General features: G+C 62.5%; 19 protein-coding genes. 9 read left to right on the top strand and 10 right to left on the bottom strand.

The window, feature by feature from the left end; all coding sequences use genetic code 11:
- Positions 1–70: 70 nt before the first annotated feature.
- Entirely contained in the window at positions 71–1,219 is a 1,149-nt protein-coding gene (locus EP165_RS17610) for a pyridoxal phosphate-dependent aminotransferase (protein WP_127524156.1), read from the top strand.
- A gap of 64 nt (positions 1,220–1,283) precedes the next feature.
- On the opposite strand, the gene EP165_RS17615 is transcribed toward EP165_RS17610, so the two are convergent.
- The gene (locus EP165_RS17615) at positions 1,284–4,076 is read right to left on the bottom strand and encodes an Rne/Rng family ribonuclease (protein WP_127524157.1); all 2,793 of its coding nucleotides are present in this window, start codon (positions 4,074–4,076) and stop codon (positions 1,284–1,286) included.
- Between the two features lie 610 nt (positions 4,077–4,686).
- On the opposite strand from EP165_RS17615, the gene EP165_RS17620 reads away from it, so the two are divergent.
- The 3 genes from EP165_RS17620 to prfB all read left to right on the top strand — a co-directional run bounded on the left by EP165_RS17620 (position 4,687) and on the right by prfB (position 9,809).
- Complete coding sequence (locus tag EP165_RS17620; RefSeq protein ID WP_127524158.1) at positions 4,687–5,925, top strand: N-acetylmuramoyl-L-alanine amidase; 1,239 nt, start codon at positions 4,687–4,689, stop codon at positions 5,923–5,925.
- A 183-nt stretch (positions 5,926–6,108) separates the two neighbouring features.
- Positions 6,109–8,565: a penicillin-binding protein 1A gene (locus tag EP165_RS17625; protein WP_127524159.1), complete on the top strand. Its 2,457-nt coding sequence runs from the start codon at positions 6,109–6,111 to the stop codon at positions 8,563–8,565.
- A 112-nt stretch (positions 8,566–8,677) separates the two neighbouring features.
- A protein-coding gene (gene prfB, locus EP165_RS17630; protein WP_127524160.1) for a peptide chain release factor 2 occupies positions 8,678–9,809 on the top strand; the annotation gives its coding sequence in 2 pieces (ribosomal slippage) (positions 8,678–8,743 and positions 8,745–9,809; 1,131 coding nt in all).
- Positions 9,810–9,813: 4 nt separating this feature from the next.
- Here the strand turns inward: prfB and EP165_RS17635 are convergent.
- Complete coding sequence (locus tag EP165_RS17635; protein ID WP_127524161.1) at positions 9,814–11,109, bottom strand: M23 family metallopeptidase; 1,296 nt, start codon at positions 11,107–11,109, stop codon at positions 9,814–9,816.
- Between the two features lie 122 nt (positions 11,110–11,231).
- A complete protein-coding gene (locus EP165_RS17640) occupies positions 11,232–11,708 on the bottom strand; it encodes a peroxiredoxin (RefSeq protein ID WP_127524162.1) in 477 nt (158 codons plus the stop codon).
- A 97-nt stretch (positions 11,709–11,805) separates the two neighbouring features.
- Here EP165_RS17640 and EP165_RS17645 point away from each other — a divergent pair, with 97 nt between their 5' ends.
- A complete protein-coding gene (locus EP165_RS17645; RefSeq protein WP_127524163.1) occupies positions 11,806–15,192 on the top strand; it encodes an AsmA-like C-terminal region-containing protein in 3,387 nt (1,128 codons plus the stop codon).
- A gap of 9 nt (positions 15,193–15,201) precedes the next feature.
- On the opposite strand, the gene EP165_RS17650 is transcribed toward EP165_RS17645, so the two are convergent.
- From EP165_RS17650 to EP165_RS17665, 4 genes are all read right to left on the bottom strand, one after another.
- Positions 15,202–15,750, bottom strand: coding sequence for a hypothetical protein (locus tag EP165_RS17650; protein ID WP_127524164.1), 549 nt, complete (start codon positions 15,748–15,750; stop codon positions 15,202–15,204).
- A 103-nt stretch (positions 15,751–15,853) separates the two neighbouring features.
- A complete protein-coding gene (locus EP165_RS17655) occupies positions 15,854–16,936 on the bottom strand; it encodes a YcjF family protein (protein ID WP_127524165.1) in 1,083 nt (360 codons plus the stop codon).
- Positions 16,933–18,399 carry a YcjX family GTP-binding protein gene (locus EP165_RS17660; protein WP_127524166.1) on the bottom strand — a complete coding sequence of 489 codons (1,467 nt, stop codon included), beginning with the start codon at positions 18,397–18,399 and terminating at the stop codon, positions 16,933–16,935. Before EP165_RS17660 ends, EP165_RS17655 begins: the two co-directional genes overlap by 4 nt.
- Positions 18,400–18,462: 63 nt before the next feature.
- Complete coding sequence (locus EP165_RS17665; RefSeq protein ID WP_127524167.1) at positions 18,463–18,972, bottom strand: SixA phosphatase family protein; 510 nt, start codon at positions 18,970–18,972, stop codon at positions 18,463–18,465.
- Between the two features lie 309 nt (positions 18,973–19,281).
- On the opposite strand from EP165_RS17665, the gene dksA reads away from it, so the two are divergent.
- Positions 19,282–19,698: an RNA polymerase-binding protein DksA gene (gene dksA / locus EP165_RS17670; RefSeq protein WP_127524168.1), complete on the top strand. Its 417-nt coding sequence runs from the start codon at positions 19,282–19,284 to the stop codon at positions 19,696–19,698.
- 45 nt (positions 19,699–19,743) lie between these two features.
- Here the strand turns inward: dksA and EP165_RS17675 are convergent, their stop codons facing one another.
- Entirely contained in the window at positions 19,744–20,562 is an 819-nt protein-coding gene (locus EP165_RS17675) for a flagellar biosynthetic protein FliO (RefSeq protein ID WP_127524169.1), read from the bottom strand.
- Between the two features lie 188 nt (positions 20,563–20,750).
- On the opposite strand from EP165_RS17675, the gene cckA reads away from it, so the two are divergent.
- Both cckA and EP165_RS17685 read left to right on the top strand, forming a co-directional pair.
- Positions 20,751–23,339: a cell cycle histidine kinase CckA gene (gene cckA, locus EP165_RS17680; protein ID WP_127524170.1), complete on the top strand. Its 2,589-nt coding sequence runs from the start codon at positions 20,751–20,753 to the stop codon at positions 23,337–23,339.
- 68 nt (positions 23,340–23,407) lie between these two features.
- Positions 23,408–23,761, top strand: a complete 354-nt coding sequence (locus tag EP165_RS17685; RefSeq protein WP_164743084.1) for a hypothetical protein — start codon at positions 23,408–23,410, stop codon at positions 23,759–23,761.
- Positions 23,762–23,780: 19 nt separating this feature from the next.
- Here EP165_RS17685 and EP165_RS17690 read toward each other — a convergent pair whose 3' ends face one another.
- Together EP165_RS17690 and EP165_RS17695 are read right to left on the bottom strand one after the other, a co-directional pair.
- On the bottom strand, positions 23,781–25,313 hold the full coding sequence (locus EP165_RS17690; RefSeq protein ID WP_127524171.1) for an acyl-CoA carboxylase subunit beta: 1,533 nt from the start codon (positions 25,311–25,313) through the stop codon (positions 23,781–23,783).
- A gap of 102 nt (positions 25,314–25,415) precedes the next feature.
- Positions 25,416–25,856: a VOC family protein gene (locus tag EP165_RS17695; RefSeq protein ID WP_127524172.1), complete on the bottom strand. Its 441-nt coding sequence runs from the start codon at positions 25,854–25,856 to the stop codon at positions 25,416–25,418.
- A gap of 231 nt (positions 25,857–26,087) precedes the next feature.
- On the opposite strand from EP165_RS17695, the gene EP165_RS17700 reads away from it, so the two are divergent.
- Positions 26,088–26,684: a cold-shock protein gene (locus EP165_RS17700; RefSeq protein ID WP_127524173.1), complete on the top strand. Its 597-nt coding sequence runs from the start codon at positions 26,088–26,090 to the stop codon at positions 26,682–26,684.
- Positions 26,685–26,695 lie beyond the last annotated feature (11 nt).

Below are 26,695 nucleotides of genomic sequence, written 5' to 3' on the forward strand. Positions count from 1 at the left end.
CTCGCCAACTTGTGAAGCTCACTTCATTCGGGCATTTGTGCGGCATCATCTGCCTGAGACCGGAGATTCCATGCCGATTTCGCTTTCGCGCCGCGGTGCAGCCGAACCGTTCCACGCAATGGACGTGCTGGCCGAGGCGAACCGTCTTGCGGGGAAGGGGCACCCCGTCGTGTCGCTGGCCGTGGGGCAGCCCGCGGACCCGGCGCCGCAGCCTGTCCGCGACGCGGCGCGCGTGGCGTTGGAGAGGGGCGTCATTGGGTATACCGACGCGATGGGCATTGCGCCGCTGCGGGCCGCAATTTCCAGGCATTACGGTACGAAGTACAACATCGAAATTCCCGAAGCGCGGATCGCGGTCACCACTGGTTCGTCTGCCGGATTCAACCTGGCATTTCTGGCGATGTTCGATGCCGGGGATCGTGTCGCCACTGTGCTTCCGGGATATCCGGCCTATCGCAACATCATGAAAGCGCTCGGTCTCGACGTGGTCGAGATCGCCCATGAGGGGGCCGGTTACCTGACGGCGGCGCAGCTGGAGGCGGCGCATCGCGAAAAACCGCTTAATGGCGTTCTTTTCGCCAGTCCGGCAAACCCGACCGGGGCTGCCATTCCCGAAAACGAATTGCGCGAATTGGTCGAGACTGCTTCGGAACTCGGCATTTCGGTGATTTCGGACGAGATTTATCACGGGCTTTCGTTCGTTGGCCCCGATCACACCGCGCTGGCAGTCGATCCCCACGTGGTGGTGATCAATTCGTTCTCGAAATATTACTGCATGACCGGCTGGCGCATCGGATGGATGGTACTGCCCGAGAGCCTGGTTCGTCGGGTCGAATGCCTCCAGCAGAGCCTGTACATTTCCGCGCCCGCGCTTTCGCAGGTCGCAGCAGTCGAGGCATTTGCGGCAAATGTGGAGCTCGAAAAGGTGAAAGCGCGCTACCGCGCCAATCGGGCGCTGCTGGTGAAGGGGCTTCCGGAGCTTGGTTTCCGGATCGAGGCACCCCTTGATGGCGCGTTTTACGCCTATTGCGATGTCTCGCGGCACAGCAACGACAGCATGGATTTTGCCCGGCGCATGCTCGCCGAATGCCATGTGGCGATCACGCCGGGTCGCGATTTCGACCCGGCCGAGGGTCACCGCACGGTCAGACTGTCCTATGCCGGCTCCAGCGCTGACATGGAAGAAGCACTGGCCCGAATAGCACGCTGGCTGCGCTAGTTCGCCTTGAGCATTAAAAAACCGGGGCAAGCCCCGGTTTTTCATTTTAGAAGTGCGCTACCAGTTAGAAGAAGCCTTTGCGCTGCCACCAGCCGCTGCGCCGCGGCTGATCGTCTTGGTTTGCAGCTTCCGGCGCGTCTGCTTTCTCAGCGGTTTCTTCGGTGCCTTCCGAAACAACGCTGATGACGGGCTCGGTGGTTGCGGCCGCAGCCTTGCCGCGCGGAGCGCGGGGTTTGCGGGCTTTCTTCGGCTTCTCCGGCTTTTCTTCCGCCGTGTCGGCGGCTTCGGTGGCTTCGGCTTTCGCGTCCGCGTCGCCGCTGTCCTTTTTGGCCGCGGCTTTACGCCGGCGCTTCGGCTTCGGCTTTTCTTCTGCCTCTGCCTCTGCCTCTGCGTCGACTTCCGCCGCCTGCGGCTGTGCTTCGGACGGGCTCTCCTCGGCTGCATGCGCTTCTGGCGTGCTTTCCTCCGCTGGAGGCGTTTCTGCCGGGATTTCGTCGGCTACGGCGTCATGTACGGCCTCTGCTTCGGCTTCGGCCAGCTGTGCCTCGCCGCCCTCGCGGCTGCGCCGGCCGCCGCGTTTGCCGCGCCGGCGCTTGCGCTGCGGCTGGTCGGCGTCATCGTCGGAACCTGCATCCGCATCCGCATCAGCATCAGCGGGCCGGGCGTCCGCCGTCTCATCGCCGCCCTGCGACTGTTGCGCGCTGCCGTCCTGCTGGCCGTCGCCATTCTGGTTCTGGTCGCTGCCGCGTCCACGTCCGCCCCGCCTGCGGCGGCGCCTGCGGCGTTTGCGCTGGCCGTCGCCGTCGCCGTCGTCGGTATCGCCGCTCGACTGGTACTGTCTCTCGCCGCCGTCTTCGTCGTCCTCGTCAGCGCTCAGCGCCGGCGGCTCGATCGCCGCGAGCTCGGGAACTGAGGCCGGGCGTTCCGAAAGGGCGCCTTTGACGATCGCATAATGCTGTGCCGAGACGCTGTCGTCGGCCTCGACTGTGATCGTCAGCCCGAACTGTGCCTCGAGATCGGCAAGGTTCTGACGCTTGTGATTGAGGATGTAGAGTGCGGTGTTGAAGGGTGTCTTCACCGTGATGTGGTGACGATTATCCTTCAGAAGCGCTTCCTCGATCGCCCGGATGACCAGCAGCGCAACCGACGATTCGGAGCGGATATGGCCGGTTCCGCCGCATTGCGGGCAGGGCTGCGTGGTCGATTCCAGTACTGAAGCGCGAATGCGCTGCCGCGACATCTCAAGCAGGCCGAAATGCGATATCCGGCCGACCTGGATGCGCGCCCGGTCGTTCTTCAGGCACTCTTTGAGCCGCTTTTCAACGGAGCGGTTGTTGCGGTTCTCCTCCATATCAATGAAGTCGATGACGATAAGGCCCGCAAGGTCGCGCAGTCTCAACTGGCGCGCCACTTCCTCCGCCGCCTCCAGATTGGTCTGGAGCGCCGTGTCCTCGATCGAGTGTTCCTTTGTGGAGCGGCCCGAATTCACGTCGATCGCAACCAGGGCTTCGGTCTGGTTTATGATGATGTAACCGCCGGATTTCAGCGTCACTTGCGGCTGCAGCATGCGGTCGAGCTGCGCCTCGACGCCGTAGCGCGCAAAAAGCGGCACGGCATCCTTGTAAGGCTGTACCGATTTCGCATGGCTCGGCATGAGCATGCGCATGAAATCTTTTGCCTCGCGATAGCCATCGTCGCCGGCAACCAGAATTTCGTCGATGTCCTTGTTGTAGAGATCGCGCACGGAACGCTTGATCAGAGAGCCTTCCTCATAGACCAGGGCCGGTGCGCTGGATTCCAGCGTCAGGGTGCGCACATTCTCCCACAGTCTGAGCAGATACTCGTAGTCGCGCTTGATCTCGGCCTTGGTGCGGCTTTCGCCGGCAGTGCGCAGGATCACGCCCATGCCGGTCGGAACTTCGAGCTCCTTCACCATGTCCTTCAGGCGCTTGCGGTCCTGAACATTGGTGATCTTGCGGGAGATGCCTCCGCCGCGCGCCGTGTTGGGCATGAGCACGGAATAGCGGCCGGCCAGCGACAGATAGGTCGTGAGAGCAGCGCCTTTGTTGCCGCGCTCTTCCTTGACCACCTGAACCAGCAGGATCTGGCGGCGTTTGATGACTTCCTGGATTTTGTAATTGCGGCGCAGCGGCTTGCGGCGGCTGCGCACCTCGTCAAGCGCGTCGTCGGCGCCGACTGATTCAACGTCGCCTCCGGCGGCGGCCGAACCGTTGCTCTCGTCGCTTTCATTGTCCTGTTCGACAGGTTCCGAAATGACGTCGGCGGCTACCTGCTCGGCAATAACGGCCGGGCTTGCCTTTTCATCGTCCGGCGCGTTGCCGCTTTCGTCGCCGTCAGCAGCCTCCGAATTCTCGTCTTCGGCTGCAGTGTCGATCGTCTGCTGAGCGCCTTCTGCCTCGTCGGCATTGGCCGGGCTGCCTTCCTGCTCGGCCGCTTCTGCCTCGGCCTCCAGCGGTGTGTCGGCCCGGCCGCGTCCGCGGCCTCTGCGGCGCCGGCGGCCGCGCTTTTCCTGCGGCTGCTCGTCTTCGTCCTCACCTTCGGCCTCGGCGGCTTCGGCTTCGGCGCGGATGAGCTCCTGCCGGTCGGCGACCGGGATCTGGTAGTAGTCGGGATGGATTTCGTTGAAGGCCAGGAAGCCGTGGCGATTGCCGCCATATTCGATGAAAGCTGCCTGCAGCGAAGGCTCAACCCGCGTCACACGGGCGAGATAGATATTTCCTTTGAGCTGCTTCTTGTCCTGGGATTCGAAATCGAATTCTTCAATCCGGTTGCCGCGAACCACGACAACGCGTGTCTCCTCCTGGTGGGAGGCGTCTATCAGCATTTTGTTGGGCATTGTAAATTTTCTCCCCGGCGGCGCGCGCCAGGGCCGGCCGGACGCGAATGCGCCTGGCCGACAGGGCGAAATCGGGCCTGCCGGACAATTTTTGGTGCGTATGTCGAAGGGCCAGCGGCAAAAGCGCTCCGGTGCCCGCCCTTGGGCGGTATCCACCGGCATTCGCTATGGAACTAGAGCTGTCCATGAACCGACCGCGCACAACCTTTTCTGAACCAAGCCCGGATAACCGGACCAACCTTTTTTGCTCTTTACGAGCCGGCGCGGGCTACTCGTCCCGGCCGTTTTCCTCACACATGGGTTCCGCTGAGGCGGTTACACCCGAAGAAATCTGTGGAACACCTGTCCTGACCTGCATCGCGAGGTGGGGCTTCGCGATGATGTACTCATGTCTGAAGCCGTCTACGGCACAGGAACAGGACATTGCTGTTGTCCCGTGCCGCTTTTATGATTTGGGAAGGGTGAAGGCAACCCTCAAATGAGTAAGGCCGATTCCGCAAATGAAATCAAAAGCGAAACCTTCGGCCGCGAAAGTTTTGGTTAACCATAGCCGGTTACTTGCTGTTAAAGAGCACGCAGACGCACGAAACCGCGGGCCGGGCCGGATTTCATGACGATTCGAACGCTGAAGCGGACAATGCAACCGTCAGGCATAGCCGGGCGGCTTATCGTTTTCTGGTTGGTTCTGTTCGCCTGTCTGGCGCGCGCGGCCCATGCGGGAGACGTCGTTGCTCATGGCTTCAAGATGGCAGGTGACGACACCCGCGTGCGTCTGGTTATGCAATTCGACCGCGAGCCCGACGCCAACTGGTTTCTGCTACGCGGCCCGCACCGCCTGGTGATCGACGTCGCCGGCGCCAGGTTCGCGATCGACGCGGAGGCAGCCGCGGCCAGAGGGCTGGTGACGGATGTCCGCTACGGCGGCGTCTCCGACGGCCGGGGACGCCTCATCCTGTCGCTCAACGGCCCCTTCGCCGTCGAGGCATTCGATATTCTGGAAAATTCATCTTCCGCCGGATACCGCATGGTGGCTGACCTAGTCGCGACGAGCGCGGCTGCGTTCGAGGCGGCGCTGGCGGATCAGGTGACCACCACCGGCTCGACCCGGTCGACCCCCAAAGGCGACCGCGTGGTCAAAGGCAACGAAATTGCGGATCGGCGGTTCACGATTGTCATCGACCCCGGTCATGGCGGCATCGACAGCGGTGCGCGCGGCGTAAGCGGTGCCGTCGAAAAGGATGTGACGCTGACTTTCGCAAAAGAGCTGAAGGAAGCGCTCGAAGGCCTCGATATCTATCGCGTGCGCATGACGCGCGACGATGACAGTTTCCTGCGCCTCGACGAACGCGTCCGCGTCGCCCGCCAGCATGGTGCGAACCTGTTCATTTCGGTGCACGCGGACACGATCCGCTACAAGGGCGTGCGCGGCGCGACGGTCTACACCGTTTCCGACCAGGCCTCCGACGCCGAGGCCGCGGCCCTTGCTGCCCGCGAAAACCTGTCCGATGAACTGGCGGGCCTGTCGATCGAGGACGAAAATCACGAGGTTTCCGACATCCTCATGGACCTGATCCGGCGTGAAACCCAGTCCTTCTCGGTTCGTTTTGCCCGAACGCTCGTTGGATCGCTGTCCAATGAGGTCGAACTGATCAAGAACCCGCACCGCTATGCCGGCTTCAGGGTGTTGCGCGCGCCGGATGTGCCTTCCGTACTGCTTGAACTGGGATATTTGTCCAACAAGGACGACGAGAAGCAGCTCTTGGACCCCGAGTGGCGCGCCAGGGCGATCGCCAGCGTGATGGGCGCGATACGCAGTTTTGCGGGCGCTACGGCTGCATCCGGCGGGTAGGGACACGCTCCCGGTTGCGTTGCAACGAGAGCACAATTCGTTGATTATCCATGGCGAGTCGCGGCCCAGTTTCGAATCTGCCGCAATTTGCCCACAACCGCGGTAAAGGGATGTTTCCCGATTGCAATGAAGCGGTTGCACGCTAAGTGAAGCGGGCGTTGCCACCGATGGTCCGGAGCGGGCATGGTTAGACTGTTAGGCTACTTTTTTGGCATTGGCGTTGTGATGGCGCTGCTCGTCGCTGCGGGCATTGCGCTCTATATCGGCGATGTCTCCAAAGACCTGCCCGACTATGAGGTGCTGGCAAAATATGAACCGCCGGTAACGACCCGTGTCCACGCCTCCGATGGCGCGCTCATGGCCGAGTTCGCGCGCGAGCGGCGCCTTTACCTCCCGATCCAGGCAGTGCCCGACCGCGTGAAGGCGGCCTTTCTGTCGGCCGAGGACAAGAATTTCTACACCCATCCGGGTATCGATATGACCGGCCTTGCGCGCGCCGTCATCACCAATGTCCAGAACATGGGCAGCGGGCGCCGGCCGGTAGGCGCGTCGACCATCACCCAGCAGGTGGCGAAAAACTTCCTGCTCACCCGCGACCAGACCATCGAGCGCAAGGTGCGCGAGATGATACTCTCGTTCCGCATCGAACAGGCTTATTCCAAGGACCGCATTCTCGAACTCTATCTCAACGAGATTTTCTTCGGGCTCGGTGCCTACGGCATCGCCGGCGCCGCGCTGACCTATTTCGACAAATCGGTCAACGAGCTGACGGTCGCCGAATCGGCGTATCTGGCAGCGCTTCCGCGCGGCCCCTCGAACTACCATCCCTTCCGCAACACCGACCGCGCCATCGAGCGCCGCAACTGGGTGATCGGCCAGATGGTCGAAAACGGTTATGTCGACCCGGCCGAAGGCGAGAAGGCCAAGGCGCTGCCGCTAGGCGTGCAGCCCCGTCGCGGCGGCACCTATCTGTTCGCTGGCGAATATTTCACCGAGGAAGTGCGCCGTCAGCTGATCGCGCGCTACGGCGAGGACGCGCTCTATGAAGGCGGCCTCTCGGTACGCACGACGCTTGATCCCGAACTGCAGCTGATTGCCCGCAAATCGCTTCAGAACGGCCTCATGAAATACGACACGCTGCGTGGATATCGTGGCTCCATCACGACAATCGCCCCGGGCGACGATTGGGGTCCGGCACTCTTCGAGGTGCCGTCGCTCGGCGATGTTCCCGAATGGGAGGTCGCTGTCGTCCTGGCTGCTGGCGACGAGGGGCTCGATATCGGTCTGAAGCCGGCAGCCCAGGTATCCGGCGAAGTTGGCGACGACCGCAGGATTGGTCGCGTGTCGCTCGGCAACATGGATTGGGCAATGCGCCACGTCGTTGACGGCAAGCGCGTGAAAGCGAATTCGCCCGCGGATGTGTTGAAGCCGGGTGAGGTCGTTTATGTGGAAGCAGTCGAGGGCGAGGAGGGCGCATACGCCCTTCGCCAGGTTCCCGAAATCGGCGGCGGCATGGTGGCGATGGATCCCCATACCGGCCGCGTACTGGCGCTGGTTGGCGGATTTTCTTATGCCGCTTCGGAATTCAACCGTGCCACGCAGGCTTACCGCCAGCCCGGGTCGTCCTTCAAACCGATCGTTTATTCGGCTGCCCTCGACAATGGTTATACGCCGGCATCCGTGGTGCTTGACGGGCCGATCCGGATTGTCTCGGGCGGTCGGGTCTGGGAGCCGAAGAACTACGGCGGTCAGTTTGCCGGGCCTTCCACCCTGCGCGCCGGTATCGAGCGCTCCCGCAATCTGATGACCGTGCGGCTGGCAAACGACATGGGCATGCCGCTTGTCGCCGAATATGCCGAACGGTTCGGCATCTACGAGGATATGAGCCCGGTCCTCGCAATGTCGCTTGGCTCCGGCGAAACGACCGTGATGCGGATGGTGTCGGCCTATGCGGTCATGGCCAATGGCGGTAAGCAGATAAAGCCGTCGCTGATCGATCGCATTCAGGACCGCTACGGCAAGACCGTCTTCAAACATGACGAGCGCAGCTGCGAGGGCTGTGTCGCTGAAGAATGGAACAGCCAGTCCGAGCCGGAGCTGGTCGACAATGCCGAGCAGGTCCTCGATCCCATGACCGCCTATCAGATCACGTCCATGATGCAGGGCGTGGTCCAGCGCGGCACGGCCGTTACCGTCTCCGAACTTGGTTTCCCCATCGCCGGCAAGACCGGCACCACCAACGACGAAAAAGACGCCTGGTTCATCGGCTATACGCCCAACCTCGTGGTCGGCGTCTATATGGGCTACGACCAGCCCAAGCCGATGGGTCGCGGCGCGACCGGTGGCGGGCTTGCAGCGCCGATCTTCAAGGAGTTCATGGCCGCCGCTCTCGAAGGCACCAATCCCGTCGATTTCGAGGTGCCGGCCGGCATGAAGCGCATCGCGGTCGACCGCAAGACCGGAATGCGCGCCGAGGCGGGGCAGGGCGGCGCCATCGTCGAATATTTCAAGCCGGGCACAGGGCCGGCCGACAGCTACTGGGTAATCGGCATGGATGAGCTCGAAGGCGAAGAACGCGCCAACGCCATTTCGCCGCAAGCCAATCAGGCAATCAACTCCGGCGGCGGCGGTCTGTATTAGATCGCCGGCCCGGCATCCACGCCATTCGGCGGTATAGCGTCACCGGGCGCTTTACAGCATCGGGTGCGGTCCATATGTTCCGCGCCGAATCCCCATTCCGGCAAGAGAGACAATGCGCGCAGACACCGAGACCATGGTCGACGAAATCAAGCAGGCGATCGACCTGCTGAGGAGGCATCTTTGACTGGGATCAGGCGCTCAAGAGGCTCGATTACCTGAACAGTCGCGCTGAGGATCCCTCGCTGTGGGACAGTCCTCAGGAAGCACAGAAGCTGATGCGCGAGCGTCAGATGCTCGACGACAACATCGTTGCCATCAAGGGCCTCGGTCAGGCGCTTGACGACAATGTAGAGCTCATTGCGCTGGGTGAGGAAGAGGGAGACCAGTCCGTCGTTCAGGATGCTGAAGCGGCGATACGTTCGCTGTCCGGCGAAATCCGTGCAAGGCAGATACAAACGCTGCTTTCCGGCGAGGCCGACGGCAACGACACCTATCTCGAAATCCATGCCGGCGCAGGCGGCACCGAGAGCCAGGACTGGGCTCAGATGCTGTTGCGCATGTACACGCGCTGGGCCGAACGCCGCGGCATGAAGGTGGATGTTCTCGAGATACATGACGGCGAGGAGGCCGGCATCAAATCGGCCACGGTGCTGATCAAGGGTGAAAACGCCTATGGCTGGCTGAAGACCGAATCCGGCGTGCACCGCCTGGTGCGGATTTCGCCCTACGACAGCAACGCACGCCGGCATACGTCGTTCGCCAGCGCATGGGTTTACCCGGTCATCGACGATACGATCGAAATCGACATTCCCGAATCGGAAGTGCGCATCGACACTTACCGCTCGTCGGGCGCCGGCGGCCAGCACGTCAACACGACCGACTCCGCGGTGCGCATCACCCATATTCCGACCGGCATCGCGGTGGCGTGTCAGGCCGAACGCTCGCAGCACAAGAACCGCGCCAAGGCGTGGGAGATGTTGCGCTCGCGGCTTTACGAGGAAGAACTCAAGCGCCGCGAGGAAGCCGCCAGCGAGACCGAAGCCTCGAAGTCGGATATCGGCTGGGGCCACCAGATACGTTCATACGTCCTGCAGCCCTATCAGCTCGTCAAAGACCTTCGCACGGGTGTCGAGAACACCAACCCGCAGGGCGTGCTCGATGGGGATCTGGACGAATTCATGGAAGCGTCGCTCGCGCACCGTATCGAAGGCGGTGCGGCCGCTGAGGTCGAGGATATCGACTAGCCGGTTAGAGCAATTCGGCGATCTTGCGCCCGGCCTTGATGAAACGCAGCGGATTGATAGCCGTTCCGTTGCGGCGGATTTCGTAGTGAAGATGCGCACCGGTGGAGCGACCGCTCGAACCCACCTTGCCGACCACGGCGCCGCGCTCGACGATATCGCCTTCCTTGACCAGGATCTTCGACATATGGGCGTAGCGGGTTGTAAGTCCGTCGCCGTGGTCGATCTCGACCATGCGCCCGTAACCACCGTTCCAGCCTGCCGCGACCACCTTCCCCTGACCGGCTGAACGGACATTGCGTCCCGACGGCACGCGGAAGTCGAGCCCCGAATGCATGGCCGGCGTCTTCAGGATCGGATCGCGCCGAACGCCGAAGGTCGACGACACCGAATAACCCGGGGCAGGGCTGTGTATCGGCAGCAGAGTTGCCTTTTTCTTCAGCTGTTCCAGCCGCGTAAGAGCCTCGTCGAGGGCTTCGACCCGGGTCTCAAATGCTCGCCTGTCGTCGATTGCGACCAGCGGTCCGCCAATGCCCGATGCCTCGCCGTCATCGTCAGCTTCGGTGTCGATCTCGAACCCCGCATCGACAAGCGCCTCGGATATCTGGTCCGCGGCCCGGTCGGCATCCTGCGCCAGCGCCGAAAGCCGGGTGATCTGTTCGTCCTCGATGCGCCGTAGCGACTTGTTGATCGCCGCAAAGAGCATGTCGGCTTTGTCGGCCGCTGAGGCTGTTGGCGCGAAACTCGTCCGCGTGTTCCAGAGTGCGAACTCGTCCGGTGCGTTTTGATCGGCGGCAGCTGCAGAAATCCGGGCGGTTTTGGCCGTCGTCGCGGGGTCGATTTCGGCGCGGTCTGCAGGGCGCGGCTGGGGTACCGGAACGAGCTCCGGCACAAGGCCGCCGCCTTCGGCGCGGTCAAGGATCGGCTGCAGGCGGCCATGGCGCGAATAGAGCTGGGTCTGACGCTGCAACAGCTCCGAGACTTTCGTCTCCATCAGGCGCTGGTCGAGCAACTGCCGGCTGGTGACACGATCGAGCTGCGTTCGCAGCGCGGAAATCCTGTCCTCATAGGACTGCTGCAGCCTCGCCTGACGCGCGACACTTGCGCCGATCAGGTCATCGCGAAGCACGAGGTAGGATGTGGCGAGAAGATAGCCGATTGCGACGGCGACGAACACCGACCCGACTGCCGCCGCGATCCATGGCCGTATCGTGAAGTGACGGATTTCGTCTCCGCGCGCGATGATGACCGTGTGCGGTTCCCGGCGTTTTCCGAAGACGGCTGACTGTGTTTTGTGCTGCAAACTACGCCACCTGACGCTACCGCTATTTCAGGTGGGATTACACCTTGTTAGGGTTAACAAAGCTTTGAACGCAGGCAGGTTTGACCTGTATTTGCGGTGATTTTCGTTGGCGCGGCGCCCGATCAGCTCTTTGCTAGGCTGCGAACCGCCTCGAGCACGGCTTCCGCATGCCTGGGAACTTTCACATTTGGCCAGACCGCGGCGATCTTGCCCCCGGAATCGATCAGAAACGTGGTGCGCACGATGCCCATGAACTTGCGGCCATACATGCTTTTTTGCGCCCACACGCCATAGGCTTCGAGCGCCTGCTTTTCCTCGTCCGCCACGAGGTCGACGCTGAGATTGTGTTTGGCCTTGAACTTGTCATGGCTTTTCTGGCTATCGGCCGACATGCCGACAATGACGGCGCCGGCCTTGGCGAATTCGTCCTTCAGGCCGCTGAACGCGATTGCTTCCGCCGTGCAACCGGAGGTGTCATCGCGCGGATAGAAAAACAGCACCACCGCCTTGCCGCGCAGGTCGGCGAGCTTCAGCGTTCCGCCACCGTCTCGGGGCAGGGTGAAATCCGGCGCGGTATCGCCAGGCGCGAGCTTGGTCATGTCTTTGCCTCGGTTGGAAAATACTGAGCAGTCGAAACGTCCAGGCAGATATAATGTCTTCACAAGATTCGTCCACCGCGAGCGTCCCGACAGTCGATTGAAAGTACCGGCACCAACGCACGAAAAGATACGCTTCCGCCGCAAGGAGATTGCCGGCTGGCACAGCTATCCGTCGGCTGCGGGAGAGCCGCTCCCCGGCCGGCGGCGGCTTGTGCCGCGGGTGGTGAAATGGGCGGGAGCTGGTTTCGGAGCGCTGGTTCTGGCCGCCATGCTCGTCGTGGCGGTCGTTCCATCGACGGGCATCGAAAGCGAGTGGCTGCGCGCGCAGGCCGAACGGGCCGTTGACGAACTCGTCGGAGAGGATGTGCAGGCGCGCATCGGACGCACGACCCTGGCGCTGGACCGGCGCCACTTCCTCGCCATCGGTATCCGTGAACTGGAACTGACCGGCAAGGCCACCGGCGTGTCGCTCGTTAGCGCTGCCAGGCTCGATCTCGGCGTGCGCTTCTGGCCCCTGCTGCGCGGTGAGGTGGAGGTTGCATCGGCCACGCTGGCTGAGGCAAGCGCAACGGCGCCTGTGGCGGGTGGACAGCTGGGTGAAAGCGGCGAAACCGGGCTGCTCGACCCCGACAGCGTGCTGCAGGCGGTTTTCGCCGGGTTCGATCTGCTCAGCGAACGGGTCGCTCCAGGCGGCATCGAAACGATCAGGCTGCGCGATGTTAGGCTTCAACTCCCGGCGGCTTCCGGCGAAGCCATCTCGATTGAGGTCGATCGTGCTCTGCTCTCTCATGGAGGCAAAGGCGAAATCGGGCTCAGCGCCGAGGTCACTGCGGCCGACTATGCCGTCAACATAGTCGGAGAGGGCGAAACCACGGCAATGCAGAAGCAGTTCGACGCAACGGTTACAGTTGCCGAAAGCGGAATCGTGCATGGCTTCGGGGGGGAAGACCCGACTGAGAGCGGCTCCCTTCGCCTGGGCGAAATCAGCATTGAAATCGACGGCCGGCAGGGCGCCGGCGGCTCCGCATCGGAATTGGTTGTCACCGCGGCGGTGGCCAATTCCGACGTCACGATTGGCGAAGAGGACGAATTTGCCGCGAACGCAGGAATGACATTGCGGCTGACCCAGGGCGCGGGATCGTTCTGGATCGACAATCTCGACCTGAACATTGCCCGCTCCAGTTTCAAGTTCTCTGGTCCGGTGACACCGCAACCCGGTGAGGCCGGCACTGAAAATGGGCCCGTCTACGCATTTCAGATGATCGGGCCGAAGATCAACCTGGCTCCGGTCGGTTCGCCCGAGCCGGCCCTTGCCGCGATCGCCCGTGTCGCCGGGTGGATCTCGCCGAACGGGCGTAACATCGTCGCCAGTGAAATCAATGTGGCCACGGGGCAGGGCGAAGTGCTCGGGTCAGGTGCCGTTGAAATCGTTCCCGGCAAGTCGCCGGGCCTATCGTTGGCCATCGCCGTGGGGCGGTTGCCGGTCAGCCACGCCAAGAACATCTGGCCGTTTTTCGCCGCCGGCGGCGCGCGCAACTGGGCACTTTCGAACGTGTTTGGCGGCTGGGTCGAGAATTCACGCCTGCTGCTGAAAATCGGCCCTGGCCGCATGGGCGATGGCATTCCCCTCGAGCCGGAAGAGGCATCGGGTCATTTCGAAGTGGTCGGCGCGCGTTTCGATGTCGCTGGATCGATCCCGCCGATGCGGGACGCGATCGGTTCGATCGATTTTTCGGGCACCAGTGTCGACATTTCGCTCCATTCAGGAACGGTATTCACCGGGGCCGGCCGCACCCTCGATGCACGAAACGGATCGCTGAAGATTGCCGACGCGCATCTGCAGCCGCTGATTGGCGACGTGGATATCGAAATTGACGGCGCGGCGGCGGCCGTTGCCGAAATTGCGAGCTACGATCCCATCAATTTGACCAACTATCTTCCGATCGAGCCGGAGGACCTGAGCGGCTCGGCCAAGGGCCGAATACTTGCCAGCATTCCCCTGGAGGACGACATCGAGGTCGGCGATCTCCAATGGCATCTGCAGTTGAACTACGAGGGTCTCACGCTTGCCCAGCCTTACGAGGGGCAGCGCATCGAAGATGCCAAGGGCACGATCGTGGCGGACCGCGAACGCGCCGACGTCGTGGCCGAAACCATGCTGAACGGCATTCGTGGCGAACTGACTCTTTCGGAGCCCATGGGGGATGACAAGAGCGGTCGCCAGCGGCATGCCCGGCTTTTCCTCGAGCCTGGCGATTCCGAAAAGCTCTTCCCTGGATTGTCGGAGGTTGTTGCCGGACCGATGACCGTTGAGGTCGAGCAACTTGGCCCAGGACGCGAGAAAGTCCATGTCGATCTGGCTCGCGCCACGCTCAAGCTGCCCTGGATCGGCTGGGAGAAAGCCAGCGGCGTTGCGGCAAGTGCCGACTTCGTCATGTCGCGCGACGAAGCGAACGCCGAGCTCGACGATTTCAGGATTGCCGGCAAGGGCTTTGGCGCATCCGGCACACTGTCGGTCGATGAGGACGGCTTAGCCCGCGCCCGCCTCGACGGTGTCGCTTTCGGTCAGGGCGACGATATCTCGGTTGCGGTGGACCGGTCCCGCGGCCGGTACGATGTCAAGGTTACCGGCGAGAGGCTCGACGCGCGGTTTCTGATCGATGAGTTTGGTTCTGCGCTGCCCGGCGGCGGTTCAGTGGAGGCTGGCGGCTCGGCCTCGGCAAATATCAACGCCGAGATCGCTCAGCTGATCGGCTATAATGGCGAGACCCTGACCGGAGCCCGTTTCGCCTATGCGGATTCGTCAGGCCAGGTGCCGGGGATACGCATTTCGGCCGCAACACCCCAGGGTGCGCGCGCGACATTGGTCGACGCTTCGGCCGGAGGCTCCCGCAAGGTGGAATTGAAGGCGGATGACGCGGGAGCCGTGCTCCGGTTTCTCGACATATACGACAAGCTCGATGGTGGGCGCGCAGCCCTCAGCCTTGCCGGCGCCTCCGGGCCGTTGCAGGGAAGGCTGGAAATGCTGGACTTTGCGCTCATCGACGAAGCCAGGCTTCAATCGATGGTCGCCGAAGCGCCCGGCGGGCAGGAGCGCTCGCTCAACGACGCGCTTCGGCGCGATGTCGACGTATCGCGGGCCCGCTTCAGCCGCGGCTCGGCCCGCGTCGAGATGGGTAGCGACTATATGCGGATAGAGGACGGCGTGGTGAGCGGTCCGAGCATCGGTTCGACTTTTGCCGGCACGGTCTTCGACGCCGACGGCAATATGTCGATAAGCGGGACCTTCTTGCCCGCTTACGGCATCAATCGGATTTTCGGTGAGATTCCCTTGCTCGGCCAGGTGCTGGGCAATGGCCGCGGCGGCGGTCTTCTGGGCGTCACCTACAAGCTGTCCGGGCCGGCTAAGGCGCCGACGCTGCAGGTGAATCCGCTTTCGATTGTGGCGCCCGGCATTTTCAGGTCGATATTCGAGTACCGCTAGCCGGACGGATTACTGGTTGATCGCGCCCACGGACCCGCCGTCAAGGCGCTTGAGGCTCATGCCGATAACCGGAACAAGTTGCTCCTCGACCTTCACCGATACCGTCACATTCATTGTGTCTTCGTCGGCCATTCGTGCCTGCATCGCACCGTCCAGCGACGCGCGAGCGAGTTTGAAGACCACGCGGTTCGATGCCACCGAGCCGCCGACGACATCGAGGCCTTTGCCGGCAGCACCGTCCATGAACGTGCCCCGATAACCCCTGCGGCCGGATTTCTCGATCGCCGCCGACATTTTCTGGGTGAACAGCCCCACACGGCAACCGCCGTCAAGCGCCATGCCGACTTTGCCGTCCGGCGTCGTGCCGGTGAAGTTGCAGACGAATTTCGTACCCTTGTATTTGCCGGCAACGATTTCCCCGGGGCCGGACCAGCGCCCTTCCACTGAGCTGAAGAAACGCCGCTCGCGCTCCGATGCGTTCGCATTCTGAGCGGAACCGACGGCAACAACGCCGACAACCAGAGGGACTACGGCGGACATAAGGGAACGAATGATCATTGGACACCCGACAACGGCAGACGCGAAAGCTGCAAGAACAATGAACAATATTGGTTAACGCTTCGCTAGTGCGATGATGCGCCAGCGCGCGTCGCTGCGCAAGTCAGCGGGCGGTCTTGCCGGGCTCTGCACCTTCGCGGGCCGAAAACTTCGTCAGCGTCGAAACGAATTCGCTCATGCCTGGCCGTTTCACTGCCTTGAAGGGCAGGGGGCGGGCGGTCTCCATTGCGGCGATACCAATTCGCGCAGTCATCATCCCGTTAATGACGCCTTCGCCGAGTTTGGCCGACAGGCGCGCTGCCAGCCCATGTCCAACCAGCTGCTGTACGAGACTGTCGCCGGCTGCGATCGATCCGGTAACGGCAAGGTGTGCGATGACCGAGCGCCCGAGCCGGACAAAACCGAGTGTGCCCGGCCGGGCACCGTAGAGCTCCGAAAGGCGGCGAATGAGCCTTCCGGCCTCGAACACGACATAACCGACATCGAACAGCGCCCGCGGACTGACCGCGGTGACGATCGACACGCGTTTGGCCGCGTCCGCGATCAGTGTGCTCGCCTGCCGGTCCAGCGGCTCAAGCAGCTCGGTCTCGGCAAGACGAATGAGGTCCGGCCCGTCGATCACGTCGTCTTTCAGCTCGGCCAGCGATTTTCGGCCCGCGGCCGTGCCCGGATTGGCGGCCAGAAAGGACGACAGGTCGCCGACCAGACGCCGCGCTTCGCGCCCGCCACCTGCCGCTTCCGCCTTTGCCGCACGGGAACGCAGGTTTTCGACGGAAGCCAGTCTGCGGATGGCGACGATCTCGCGCGTAACGATGGCAAAGAGAGCCAGCGCGGCTATGGCGGCCAGCCCGGCGGCTGCCCAGCCCAGCCAGTCAGCGCGCGCGAACAGGTCGCGGATCAATCCGTCGACCCAAAGTCCGATGGCCGCCGAGACCAGGAGACCGAATGCCGTAGCGAAGATCGTACCGAGCCGCGACCTGCGCCGCCGTACGGGCAGCGGCGGTGGCTCGAGCTCGGCCGGGTCGAGTTCGTCGAAGATGTCGACGGCAGCAGGCACCACGTTACCGGCCTTTTCGGCCTTCACGGCATAAGGTTTGCGCGGCGTCGAGGGTTTGGTCTTTGCTGCTTCCTGACCCGGACGTTCAGGCTCCACCTTGAACGAAGCCGGTTTTCTGGTCTGGGTCATGCGAGCCTGTCTCCAAGCAGGAACTGCAGCGCCCTGTCGAGGCGGATATGCGGCAGAGACAACTTCAGCCCTTCGGCAGATTCCTCCACCTTGGGCGGCTTGAACCTGACAAATCTCAACTCGGTCTCGTGCTGGTCGCCATGCACGCCATTGGCTTTGAAGAGTTGCGACGGTTTGTCGGGCAGATCGCCAGGGAATACGGCTGTTTCGGTTTTGCCGTCGAATGTCTCGTCGCCGATCGTTTCGCCGTCCATCGGCGTGCCGATGATGACCGGCAGCGTTTCGCGGCCGTTTTTCACGGTGCCTTCGCGTGTAGCGCGGACGGCTGCCATGGCGACAGCTTCCACATCTGCTCCCGAGAAGCCGGCTCTGGCGATCGCGCGTTCTGCAAGCCTGCGCACGATCGCTTCCAGCTTGTCGTGTTCTGTATGGTGAATGTGGTCGGCTTTGGTGGCGGCCACCAGAATACGGTCGATGCGGCGCGAAAACAGATCGATGAACGGGTTTCCGCGCCCGGGACGGAAACATTCGAGGATTTCAGTCAGCGCGCGTTCCAGGTCGGCGACCGCGGCGGTGCCGGCATTGATCGCCTGCATCGCGTCGACAAGTACGATCTGCCGGTCAAGTCTGGTGATATGCTCGCGAAAGAAAGGCTTCACGACATGTGTCTTGTAGGATTCGTAGCGTCTGGCCATCACCGCGCGCAGCGACCCGGGTTTCGCGGGTTGTCCGCTGGACGGCAGGGGAGCGAAGGTCAGCGCCGGCGAACCTTCCAGATCGCCCGGCATGAGAAACCGTCCCGGCGGTAGTGTCGAAAGCGCTCTTTCGTCCTGCTTGCAGGCGCGGAGATAGTCCGCGAAGGTTTCGAAAAGCCGTCGCGCCAGCGTCTCATCGGCAGGCGCGTCTGGATCGACTGAACGTGTATGTTCGCGCCACTTTGCGGAAAGTTCCGAACGCACCGGCAGTTCGGCGAGCTCGAAGGCTTCGCGCGAGAACTGATCGAAGGATTTTCCGAGAAGCGGAAGGTCGAGCAGCCACTCGCCCGGATAGTCGACAATGTCGAGCGACAGTCGGCCGGCCGAGAACATGCGGTTCCATGCCGAGGCGGATTCATACTCGATCGTCAGCCGCAATTCGGAGATCGCGCGTGTGGAGGCAGGCCACACACGCTCCTGCACCAGCGCTGCGATGTGGTCCTCATACTGAAACCGGGGCACCGCGTCGTCCGGCTGGTGCTGTAGGTAAGCTTTCGCGATGCGGCCGGATTTTTGCGCTTCGAACAGCGGCAGCCGCCCGCCATGCATGAGGTTGTGAACCAGCGCGGAAATAAAAACTGTCTTGCCGGCGCGCGACAGCCCGCTGACGCCAAGCCGGAGCGACGGCGAAAACAGATTGGCTGCGCGCCCCGTTACCGTGTCTAACGCGATGCGGGCTTCGTCTGTCAGGGATGTCAGTGCTGGCAATCGCGTCACCCGGTTGATCTGACTGCGATATAAGCGCGCCGGGCGCGACTTTCAAAATCGGCGTTAAGCGCGCCGTTTGGTCAGAAAGGCCTCAAGCCGGCCCTTGCCGGGCGTTGCCGATGATAACGGCCCATCGAAGGCGATGACCGCCAGGCCCGATTTCGGGAATCCCGAGGCCAGGACCGACAAAGCAGCCTCCTCACCTTCGCCGGACAGGGTCTCCGCCAGGTCTTCCATCATTGGATTGTGACCCACCAGCATGATGCGTTCTGCCGCGGGTGCGGCGCGCGCGATCTCAAGGTAACCGGACGCGTCCGAGGAATAGAGCTCGTTGAGATACGTTACCCGGTCTTCCAGCCCGCCGAGCACGTCCGCCACGCCCAGCCAGGTCTCGCGCGCCCTGCGGGCGGTCGAACAAAGCACGATGTCGGGGACGAGGCCGGCCTCGACGATCTGTTCTCCGATCGATCTTGAATCTGCTACGCCGGATGCCTTCAGCGCCCTGTCGAAATCCGTTTCGCCGGGGGACGCCCAGACGGCCTTGGCATGGCGCAAAAGCAGCAATCGGCTCATGGTCGGGTTCCGTTCAGGCAGGGCCGGCAAATGAACTGCAAGGGTCTAGGCGAAGCAACCGGCCTGCGCAACGTGTCGTTGCGGTGTCACGCTGCAATTGCCCTGGTTCGGCGGGTGTTCTGGATTGGCAGGCTTGTGTAATATGTTGAAATAGTTCGCACAATCTATAGTTCCTCGCGCGCATTCTTGCACAGAATTGAGGCATGCGTTCAACGTATTAACAAAACCGTGAGGCGGTACGCCTTTACGCTTGTACCCCTACCGGCCTCCGAATATATAGGCGCCGGGTCGTCCAGTGGGGTGAGTCGAATGAGTGAACTCGTTGACAATGACTACGTGCCCTCGGAGAAGGAGCCGTTCATGAACGAACGGCAGCGAGCATATTTCCGAGCCAAGCTCGTGGACTGGAAAAACGATATTTTGCGCGAAGCGCGCGAAACGCTTGAGATACTGCAGCAGGAAAACGCCAACCACCCCGATCTGGCGGATCGGGCCTCGTCGGAGACCGACCGCGCGATTGAGTTGCGCGCCCGTGACCGGCAGCGCAAGCTGATTGCCAAGATCGATGCCGCCCTGCAGCGTATTGAGGACGGGACGTATGGCTTCTGTGAGGAAACCGGCGAGCCGATTTCTCTGAAGCGGCTGGATGCCCGGCCGATCGCAACGCTTTCGCTGGAAGCGCAGGAGCGTCATGAACGGCGCGAAAAGGTCTATCGGGACGATTGATGTCCGCCTGTTTCCGATAAAGAGCCCGGCTGATGCCGGGCTTTTTTATTGCCCCGATTTTTCGCGCTGGCTGGAAAGCTCCCCGAGCAGCCGGGACATTTCGTTCTCGACCTTTTCGGGGTTCGCCGAATTGTCCGGCATCGGTGCGGGCGGCTGAGTTCTGGCCGGCCGGTCTCCGAGGGTCACTTCGAGCTCTTTCAGAAGCGCGTCGTCGAGATTGCCTGTTTCGCCTGCCGCAGCCGGAGCGGGTTTGGGCGGTTGCGCCGGCTCAGGCGGCTGCTGCGGCTTGGGTGCTGACTGCGCCGGTGAATTCGTTGGCGCCGATGCCGGCGTCGGTATATGCGCGCTGGCCGCAACCGCACCGGATGCCGGCCGCAGCACAGACGAAATCCGCGAAGTCAGCGATGCGGGGGATGCCGGCGCAGGCGCCGGTTTGGGCGCGGCAGGGGCGGGCTGCGGCGGTGGTTCGGCTGCTGCCTGAGGCGGTCTGTGACTTTCGGGCGTTTGCCTGACCGGCATTTCTTCGACATGCCTGGGTTCCGCAGGTGCTGGCCTGCGCGCCGCCGTTTGCAGCCGTATATTCTGTTCGACCACGATGTCTGTCGGCCCGCCGATGAGCACCAGATGTTCGACATCGTCCCTGCGCACCAGCACCAGGCGGCGGTGGCTGTCGACTGCTGTCGCATCCATCACGGCCAGCCGCGTTTTGCGGTTTCGCCCGCCGGCGACGAATGTTCCGAACGTCAGACCGCGCACCACGCGCACGATGATGAGGATCACGAGGAGCAGAATCAGCGCTCCCAGCGTCCAGATCATCGCCGAGGCGTATTCCGGTCCGGCAACGCTTTCCAGCCAAGCACGCATCTGTTGATCCCCTGTTGCCTCGTTTGCCAAAAACGTATCTTGCCCGCGCGGTACCCGCAAGTTCGCCGGTAGCCAACCCGTCCACTGTCCCGGTGCATCTTGCGGCGTTCGACGGCGGTGATGTATGCCGGTGCCAGATGAGGCGCGCCGCGTCCTGACTTGTGGCGAAGTACGGATACAAAAAACGCATGGCCAGGAAACCGGGTATCGATTTTCAAACCGTGCCGATCATCGATGAAGGAGCGCGTATAGGGCCGGTAACGCGACTGGTCATATTCGCGATCGTCCTGCTTGGAGCCGCGGTGTTTTTCGCGCTTTTCCGGGATTGGCTTGGGGATCAGTTTCTCCTCGGGCTGCTCGGCGTGCTGGCGATGATCGGCACCGGTTTCCTGTTCGCGGCTGCCATTGGCTTTATCCAGATTGCGCCAACATCCGCGGCCGACGAACTGGCCAAGGCATTCGTGGACTCCATGGCGCAGGGCCTGGTGATCACCGACCAGAAGGGCCGCATCGTCTACGCCAATGCCGCTTATGCGGAGATGACCGGGGCAACCTCCGCCACCGATATCAAGACCGTCGAAGGCGTGTTGATCGACAAGTCTGAGGCGGCGGGCACACTTGTAAAGCTCGGAGCTGCGTTGCGCGACGGCCATCAGGCCGAGGGCGAGTTCCGGTTGTCGAAATCGATCCGGCCGGGCGTGCCGGAGGGCGCGCGCTGGTACCGTGCCCGCGCACGGGCATTCATGCTGCCGGGCCACCGGCAGCCGTTCAACGCCTGGCAGATCGCCGATATCTCGGACGAACGTGCCGAGCAGGAACGGTATTTCCTCGATCTGCAGAAAGCGATCGACCATCTTGACCATGCGCCGGCCGGGTTTGTTTCCGCCGACCCGGAAGGCCGGATTACCTATCTCAATGCCACCCTCGCTGCGTGGCTCGGGATCGACCTGGCCAATTTCACCCCCGGCAGTCTGCGGCTCTCCGAGATCGTCGCCGGTGACGGCATGGCGCTCATCCATGCGGTAAAGGCCGATCCCGGCACCTCGCGAGACGTGGTCATTGATCTCGATCTTGCGACGCGCGCGGGAGAGGTGCTGCCGGTCCGCTTCATGCAGCGTGTGATCGCCAACCGCGAAGGTGTGGCCGGCCCCTCGCGTACCATCGTGCTCAACCGCAGCCATGGAACCGAGACAGCGGGTGAAGACCGCGGTTCGGAAGTCCGTTTCACGCGCTTCTTCAATTCGACCCCGATGGCGATTGCCGGTGTTGACGGCGACGGGCGCATCCTGCGCACCAATGCGCCATTCCTTTCGCTGTTCGCGAGCGTGGTCGACCAGCATGCCGTCGACCGCGGCGTGAAACTGGAAGGTGTCATTCACGAGCGCGACAGGGCGGCTTTCAACGCCGCGCTCGAGCGGGCGCGGCAGCGCCAGGCCAACATCGCGCCGATCGACACCGTGTTCCCCGACAATGACGAGCGCCATATGCGCTTTTACGTCAACGCGATTGCCGATGAGGCAGGCGAGGGCGAAGAGGCGGCCATCGTCTATGCCGTCGAGACGACCGAGCAGAAGTCGCTTGAGGCCCAGATGGCGCAAAGCCAGAAGATGCAGGCTGTCGGTCAGCTGGCGGGCGGCATCGCGCATGACTTCAACAACGTGCTCACCGCCATCATCATGGCTTCGGATCTGCTGCTGACAAATCACCGGCCCTCCGACCCGTCCTTCCAGGACATCATGAACATCAAGCAGAACGCCAACCGTGCGGCCTCGCTGGTTCGGCAGCTGCTGGCATTCTCGCGCCGCCAGACGATGCGGCCGGAAGTATTGAACCTCACCGACGTGCTGGCCGACCTGCGCATGCTGCTTGCCCGGCTTGTCGGCAACGACGTCAACCTCAACGTCGAGCATGGCCGCGATCTGTGGCCGGTGCGCGCCGACATTGGCCAGTTCGAGCAGGTTATCGTCAACCTGGCCGTCAATGCGCGCGACGCGATGCCGGAGGGTGGCAATCTCACCGTCCGCACGCGTAACGTCGAGCAGGCTGAATGCGAAGGCTTCGGGCACCGCGAACTGGCGCCGGCCGATTATGTGCTGGTCGAGGTCGAGGACAACGGCACCGGTATCGACCCGGAAGTCATCCGCAAGGTGTTCGAGCCGTTCTTCACCACCAAGGAAGTCGGCAAGGGCACCGGCCTCGGCCTGTCCATGGTCTACGGCATCATCAAACAGACCGGCGGTTTCATCTTCTGCGATTCCGAACTGGGCAGCGGCACGGTCTTCCGCATCTTCCTGCCCCGCCATGAGGTCGAGGCAACGGCCCAAGCCGCTGAAGCGCCGGCGAGCGATGCCGCAGCCGCCGAGAAAAAGCCGGTCTCCGATGCCCAGAAGGATCTGTCAGGTTCGGCCACCGTGCTTCTGGTCGAAGACGAGGACGCCGTGCGCATGGGCAATGTGCGCGCGCTCGCCTCACGCGGTTACACCGTCCATGAGGCATCGTCCGGTGTCGAGGCGCTCGAGGTCTTCAACGAGCTCGAAGGCAAGGTCGATATCGTCGTCTCCGACGTCGTCATGCCCGAGATGGACGGCCCGACGCTGCTGACCGAGCTCAGAAAGCTGCAGCCGGATATCCGTTTCATCTTTGTGTCGGGTTACGCCGAGGATGCCTTCGCCAAGAGCTTGCCGGCCGATGCGAAATTCGGCTTCCTGCCGAAGCCGTTCTCTCTGAAACAGCTGGCGACGACCGTGAAGGACATGCTCGATCGCGAGCCGGGGTGAGCGTATTAACCGTTCGTTAACCATCGCGGCGCAGCATCTCTTTGGGAGGAGACCCAAGGAGAACTGCCATGTTCTTGCCGGGCACCCCCAAGCCACGCGCCAGCTTGAAAGGCGCGATGGTGCTTTCAGCGCTCTTCGCCGTGTTTCCAGCTGCTGCTCATGACGCAAAGCCTACGAGCGCGATGCCGCAGGGCTGGTCTTATCCCATTTCCTGCTGTTCGGGTTATGACTGCCGTGAGGTCCCCTACACCCAGATCAAGGAGGGACCGGAGGGGTATGTCATCGCCAGCACCGGCGAGCTCATCCCGATGACCGACCGCAAGGTGAAACCGTCGCCGGACGGCGAGTTTCACTGGTGCTCGAGGGGCGGCAGGGAAGACGGAGCGACCATCTGCCTTTTCGTCCCGCCGCGCTCGTTCTGAACAGCACTTACGCCCGAGCCTACAGCGGAATGTTGTCGTGCTTCTTCCACGGGTTGGTCAGCTCCTTATTGCGAAGGAGCCTGAGCCCGCGCGCCACGCGACGGCGCGTGGCGTGCGGCATGATCACCTCGTCGATATAGCCGCGCTCGGCCGCCACGAAGGGTGACAGGAAGCGGTCCTCATATTCTTTTGTGTGTTTGGCGATCTTCTCGGGGTCGCTGATATCTTTGCGGTAGATGATCTCGACTGCGCCCTTGGCGCCCATCACTGCGATCTGCGCACTCGGCCAGGCATAATTCAGATCGCCGCGCAGATGCTTCGACGCCATCACGTCGTAAGCGCCGCCAAACGCCTTGCGTGTGATGATGGTGATCTTCGGCACGGTCGCCTCCGCATAGGCGAAGAGCAGCTTCGCACCATGTTTTATGAGGCCGCCATATTCCTGGCTGGTGCCCGGCAGGAAGCCCGGTACGTCGACGAAGGTGACGATCGGAATGGAAAAACAGTCGCAAAAGCGCACGAAGCGCGCTGCCTTGCGGCTGGCGTCGCTATCAAGCACGCCGGCAAGCACCATCGGCTGGTTGGCCACGATGCCGACGGTGCGTCCTTCGACGCGCCCGAACCCGGTCACGATGTTCTTGGCAAATGACGGCTGGATTTCGAAGAAATCGGCTTCGTCCACCGTCTTCAGGATCAGCTCGCGAATGTCGTAGGGTTTGTTGGCGTTGTCCGGCACCAGCGTGTCGAGCGACAGGTCGTCGCCGGCCGCCGACTGGCGGCAGTCGATCTCCGGCAGGTCGGACGTGTTGGAAAGCGGCAGGAAGTCGACCAGCCTCCGCATCTGCAAAAGCGCCTCGACATCGTTGTCATAAGCGCCGTCGGCGATGGACGACTTTGTGGTGTGCACGCTGGCGCCACCGAGCTGCTCGGCCGTCACCGTCTCGTTGGTCACGGTCTTCACCACGTCCGGGCCGGTGACAAACATGTAGGACGTGTCGCGCACCATGAAGATGAAGTCGGTCATGGCCGGCGAATAGACGTCGCCGCCCGCACACGGCCCCATGATCACCGAGATCTGCGGGATGACCCCTGACGCCAGCACATTGCGCTGGAAGATCTCCGCGTAACCGCCAAGCGCCGCCACGCCTTCCTGGATGCGTGCGCCGCCGGCATCGTAAAGCCCGATGATCGGCGCCCGGTTCTTCAGCGCCATCTCCTGCACCTTCACGACCTTTTCGGCCTGTGCTTCGGAAAGCGAGCCGCCGAACACCGTGAAATCCTTGGCGAACACGAACACCGGCCGACCGTTCACCGTACCCCAGCCGGTGACAACGCCATCGCCTGCGATCTTGGTTTTCTCCATGCCGAAATCGGTGGAGCGATGCTCCACGAACATGTCGAATTCCTCGAAACTGCCTTCGTCGAGGAAGACGGAAATACGCTCGCGCGCCGTCAGCTTGCCGCGCTTATGCTGCGCCTCGATGCGCGCCTGGCCGCCGCCGGCCCGGGCGATTTCACGCCGGCGTTCAAGTTCGGCAAGCACTTCCTTCATCGGCGGTTCCCCCACGCGGCTGCGATAGCCATCGGTTTTGTTACCACGATTGCCGTGGCTGGCAAGCAATCCCCGGCGCGCTTCCGCTGTGCCGTATTTCCATTACCAGCTGCCGGTGTTCTCCATTGAGGCCCAGGGTTCGGCCTTCTCTTTCGCGCCGCCCTTTTGCAGCAGTTCGAAAGAGATGTTGTCGGGCGAGCGCACGAATGCCATGCGCCCGTCGCGCGGCGGCCGGTTGATCGTCACTCCGGCATCCATCAGCTTCTGACAGGTAGCGTAGATGTCGTCGACCTCGTAAGCGAGGTGGCCGAAATTGCGGCCGCCCGAATATTCCTCGGGATCCCAGTTATGGGTAAGTTCCAGCAGCGGCGCGGCCGACGCCTTGCCGGCCTCGACATCCTGTGATGCCGCGAGGAAGATGAGCGTGAAGCGGCCTGCTTCATTCTCGATCCGGCGGGTTTCGACCATACCCATCTTGTTGCAGTAGAAGTCGAGCGACTTATCGATATCGGTCACCCTGACCATGGTGTGCAGATAGCGCATTTGGTGCCTCCGTTTTCAGCTCGTGGCCTGTTTAGGACGCAGCCGGTGTCATCCGCAACCGGCGCGAAGCGCAACCATGGTCGCTTAAAGCACAAGGAAAGCACCGGCTTGTCATGGAGATGTTGAAAAAATCGGCCTAGCCCTTGCTAACAGTCGATTTGAAAGTGTTATCCTGCTTCTCAGAATCAGTTGCGCCTGCGGGTATTGCGGAAGCGGGAAGGGTGCGTTCGGATGGGGGACAAGTCCTTGTCGGAAAGGCGGAGCGAGGCTAATCAACCGGTACTCGCAAACGAGGAGCGGGCCGATCAGGAAGCCCTGATCGAGGTTGCCGGCGCCATCAAATGGTTCGACGTGGCCAAGGGCTACGGCTTCATTCTGCCAGACGACAAATCGCATGGAGACGTGCTGCTGCACGTGACCTGTCTGCGCCGCGACGGTTTCCAGACAGCACTCGAGGGCGCGCGCGTTGCTTGCCTTGCCCGTCAGGGTGAGCGCGGTTTGCAGGCCTTCAAGGTTCTGTCCATGGATGCCTCGACTGCCGTGCATCCGGCGGAACAGTCGCCCGACCGCACGCATGTTTCGGTGACGCCCGAAAGCGGCCTGGAGCGTGCGCTGGTGAAGTGGTTCAACCGCACCAAGGGTTTCGGGTTCCTGACCATGGGCGAGGGGACGGAAGACATCTTCGTCCATATGGAAACGCTGCGCCGCTATGGCGTGACTGAACTGCGGCCGGGCCAGGTCGTCCTGGTGCGCTTCGGCCGCGGCGAAAAAGGCCTTATGGCCGCCGAAATTTATCCGGATATGGGAACCCTGCCGGTTTCGCACTGACGCGGCCGGAA

The organism is Mesorhizobium sp. Z1-4 (genome assembly GCF_004000235.1).
In the GTDB taxonomy this organism is placed as follows: domain Bacteria; phylum Pseudomonadota; class Alphaproteobacteria; order Rhizobiales; family Rhizobiaceae; genus RCIO01.

What these genes read in the sequence shown, in the direction of transcription:
- EP165_RS17650 (WP_127524164.1), bottom strand. Translation starts at nt 15,750, where the DNA reads ATGATCATTCGTTCCCTTATGTCCGCCGTAGTCCCTCTGGTTGTCGGC.
- EP165_RS17675 (WP_127524169.1), bottom strand. Translation starts at nt 20,562, where the DNA reads ATGCGTGCTTGGCTGGAAAGCGTTGCCGGACCGGAATACGCCTCGGCG.
- EP165_RS17640 (WP_127524162.1), bottom strand. Translation starts at nt 11,708, where the DNA reads ATGACCAAGCTCGCGCCTGGCGATACCGCGCCGGATTTCACCCTGCCC.
- dksA (WP_127524168.1), top strand. Translation starts at nt 19,282, where the DNA reads ATGAGTGAACTCGTTGACAATGACTACGTGCCCTCGGAGAAGGAGCCG.
- EP165_RS17655 (WP_127524165.1), bottom strand. Translation starts at nt 16,936, where the DNA reads ATGACCCAGACCAGAAAACCGGCTTCGTTCAAGGTGGAGCCTGAACGT.
- EP165_RS17695 (WP_127524172.1), bottom strand. Translation starts at nt 25,856, where the DNA reads ATGCGCTATCTGCACACCATGGTCAGGGTGACCGATATCGATAAGTCG.
- EP165_RS17615 (WP_127524157.1), bottom strand. Translation starts at nt 4,076, where the DNA reads ATGCCCAACAAAATGCTGATAGACGCCTCCCACCAGGAGGAGACACGC.
- EP165_RS17700 (WP_127524173.1), top strand. Translation starts at nt 26,088, where the DNA reads ATGGGGGACAAGTCCTTGTCGGAAAGGCGGAGCGAGGCTAATCAACCG.
- cckA (WP_127524170.1), top strand. Translation starts at nt 20,751, where the DNA reads ATGGCCAGGAAACCGGGTATCGATTTTCAAACCGTGCCGATCATCGAT.
- EP165_RS17620 (WP_127524158.1), top strand. Translation starts at nt 4,687, where the DNA reads ATGACGATTCGAACGCTGAAGCGGACAATGCAACCGTCAGGCATAGCC.
- EP165_RS17685 (WP_164743084.1), top strand. Translation starts at nt 23,408, where the DNA reads ATGTTCTTGCCGGGCACCCCCAAGCCACGCGCCAGCTTGAAAGGCGCG.
- EP165_RS17625 (WP_127524159.1), top strand. Translation starts at nt 6,109, where the DNA reads ATGGTTAGACTGTTAGGCTACTTTTTTGGCATTGGCGTTGTGATGGCG.
- EP165_RS17665 (WP_127524167.1), bottom strand. Translation starts at nt 18,972, where the DNA reads ATGAGCCGATTGCTGCTTTTGCGCCATGCCAAGGCCGTCTGGGCGTCC.
- EP165_RS17690 (WP_127524171.1), bottom strand. Translation starts at nt 25,313, where the DNA reads ATGAAGGAAGTGCTTGCCGAACTTGAACGCCGGCGTGAAATCGCCCGG.
- EP165_RS17610 (WP_127524156.1), top strand. Translation starts at nt 71, where the DNA reads ATGCCGATTTCGCTTTCGCGCCGCGGTGCAGCCGAACCGTTCCACGCA.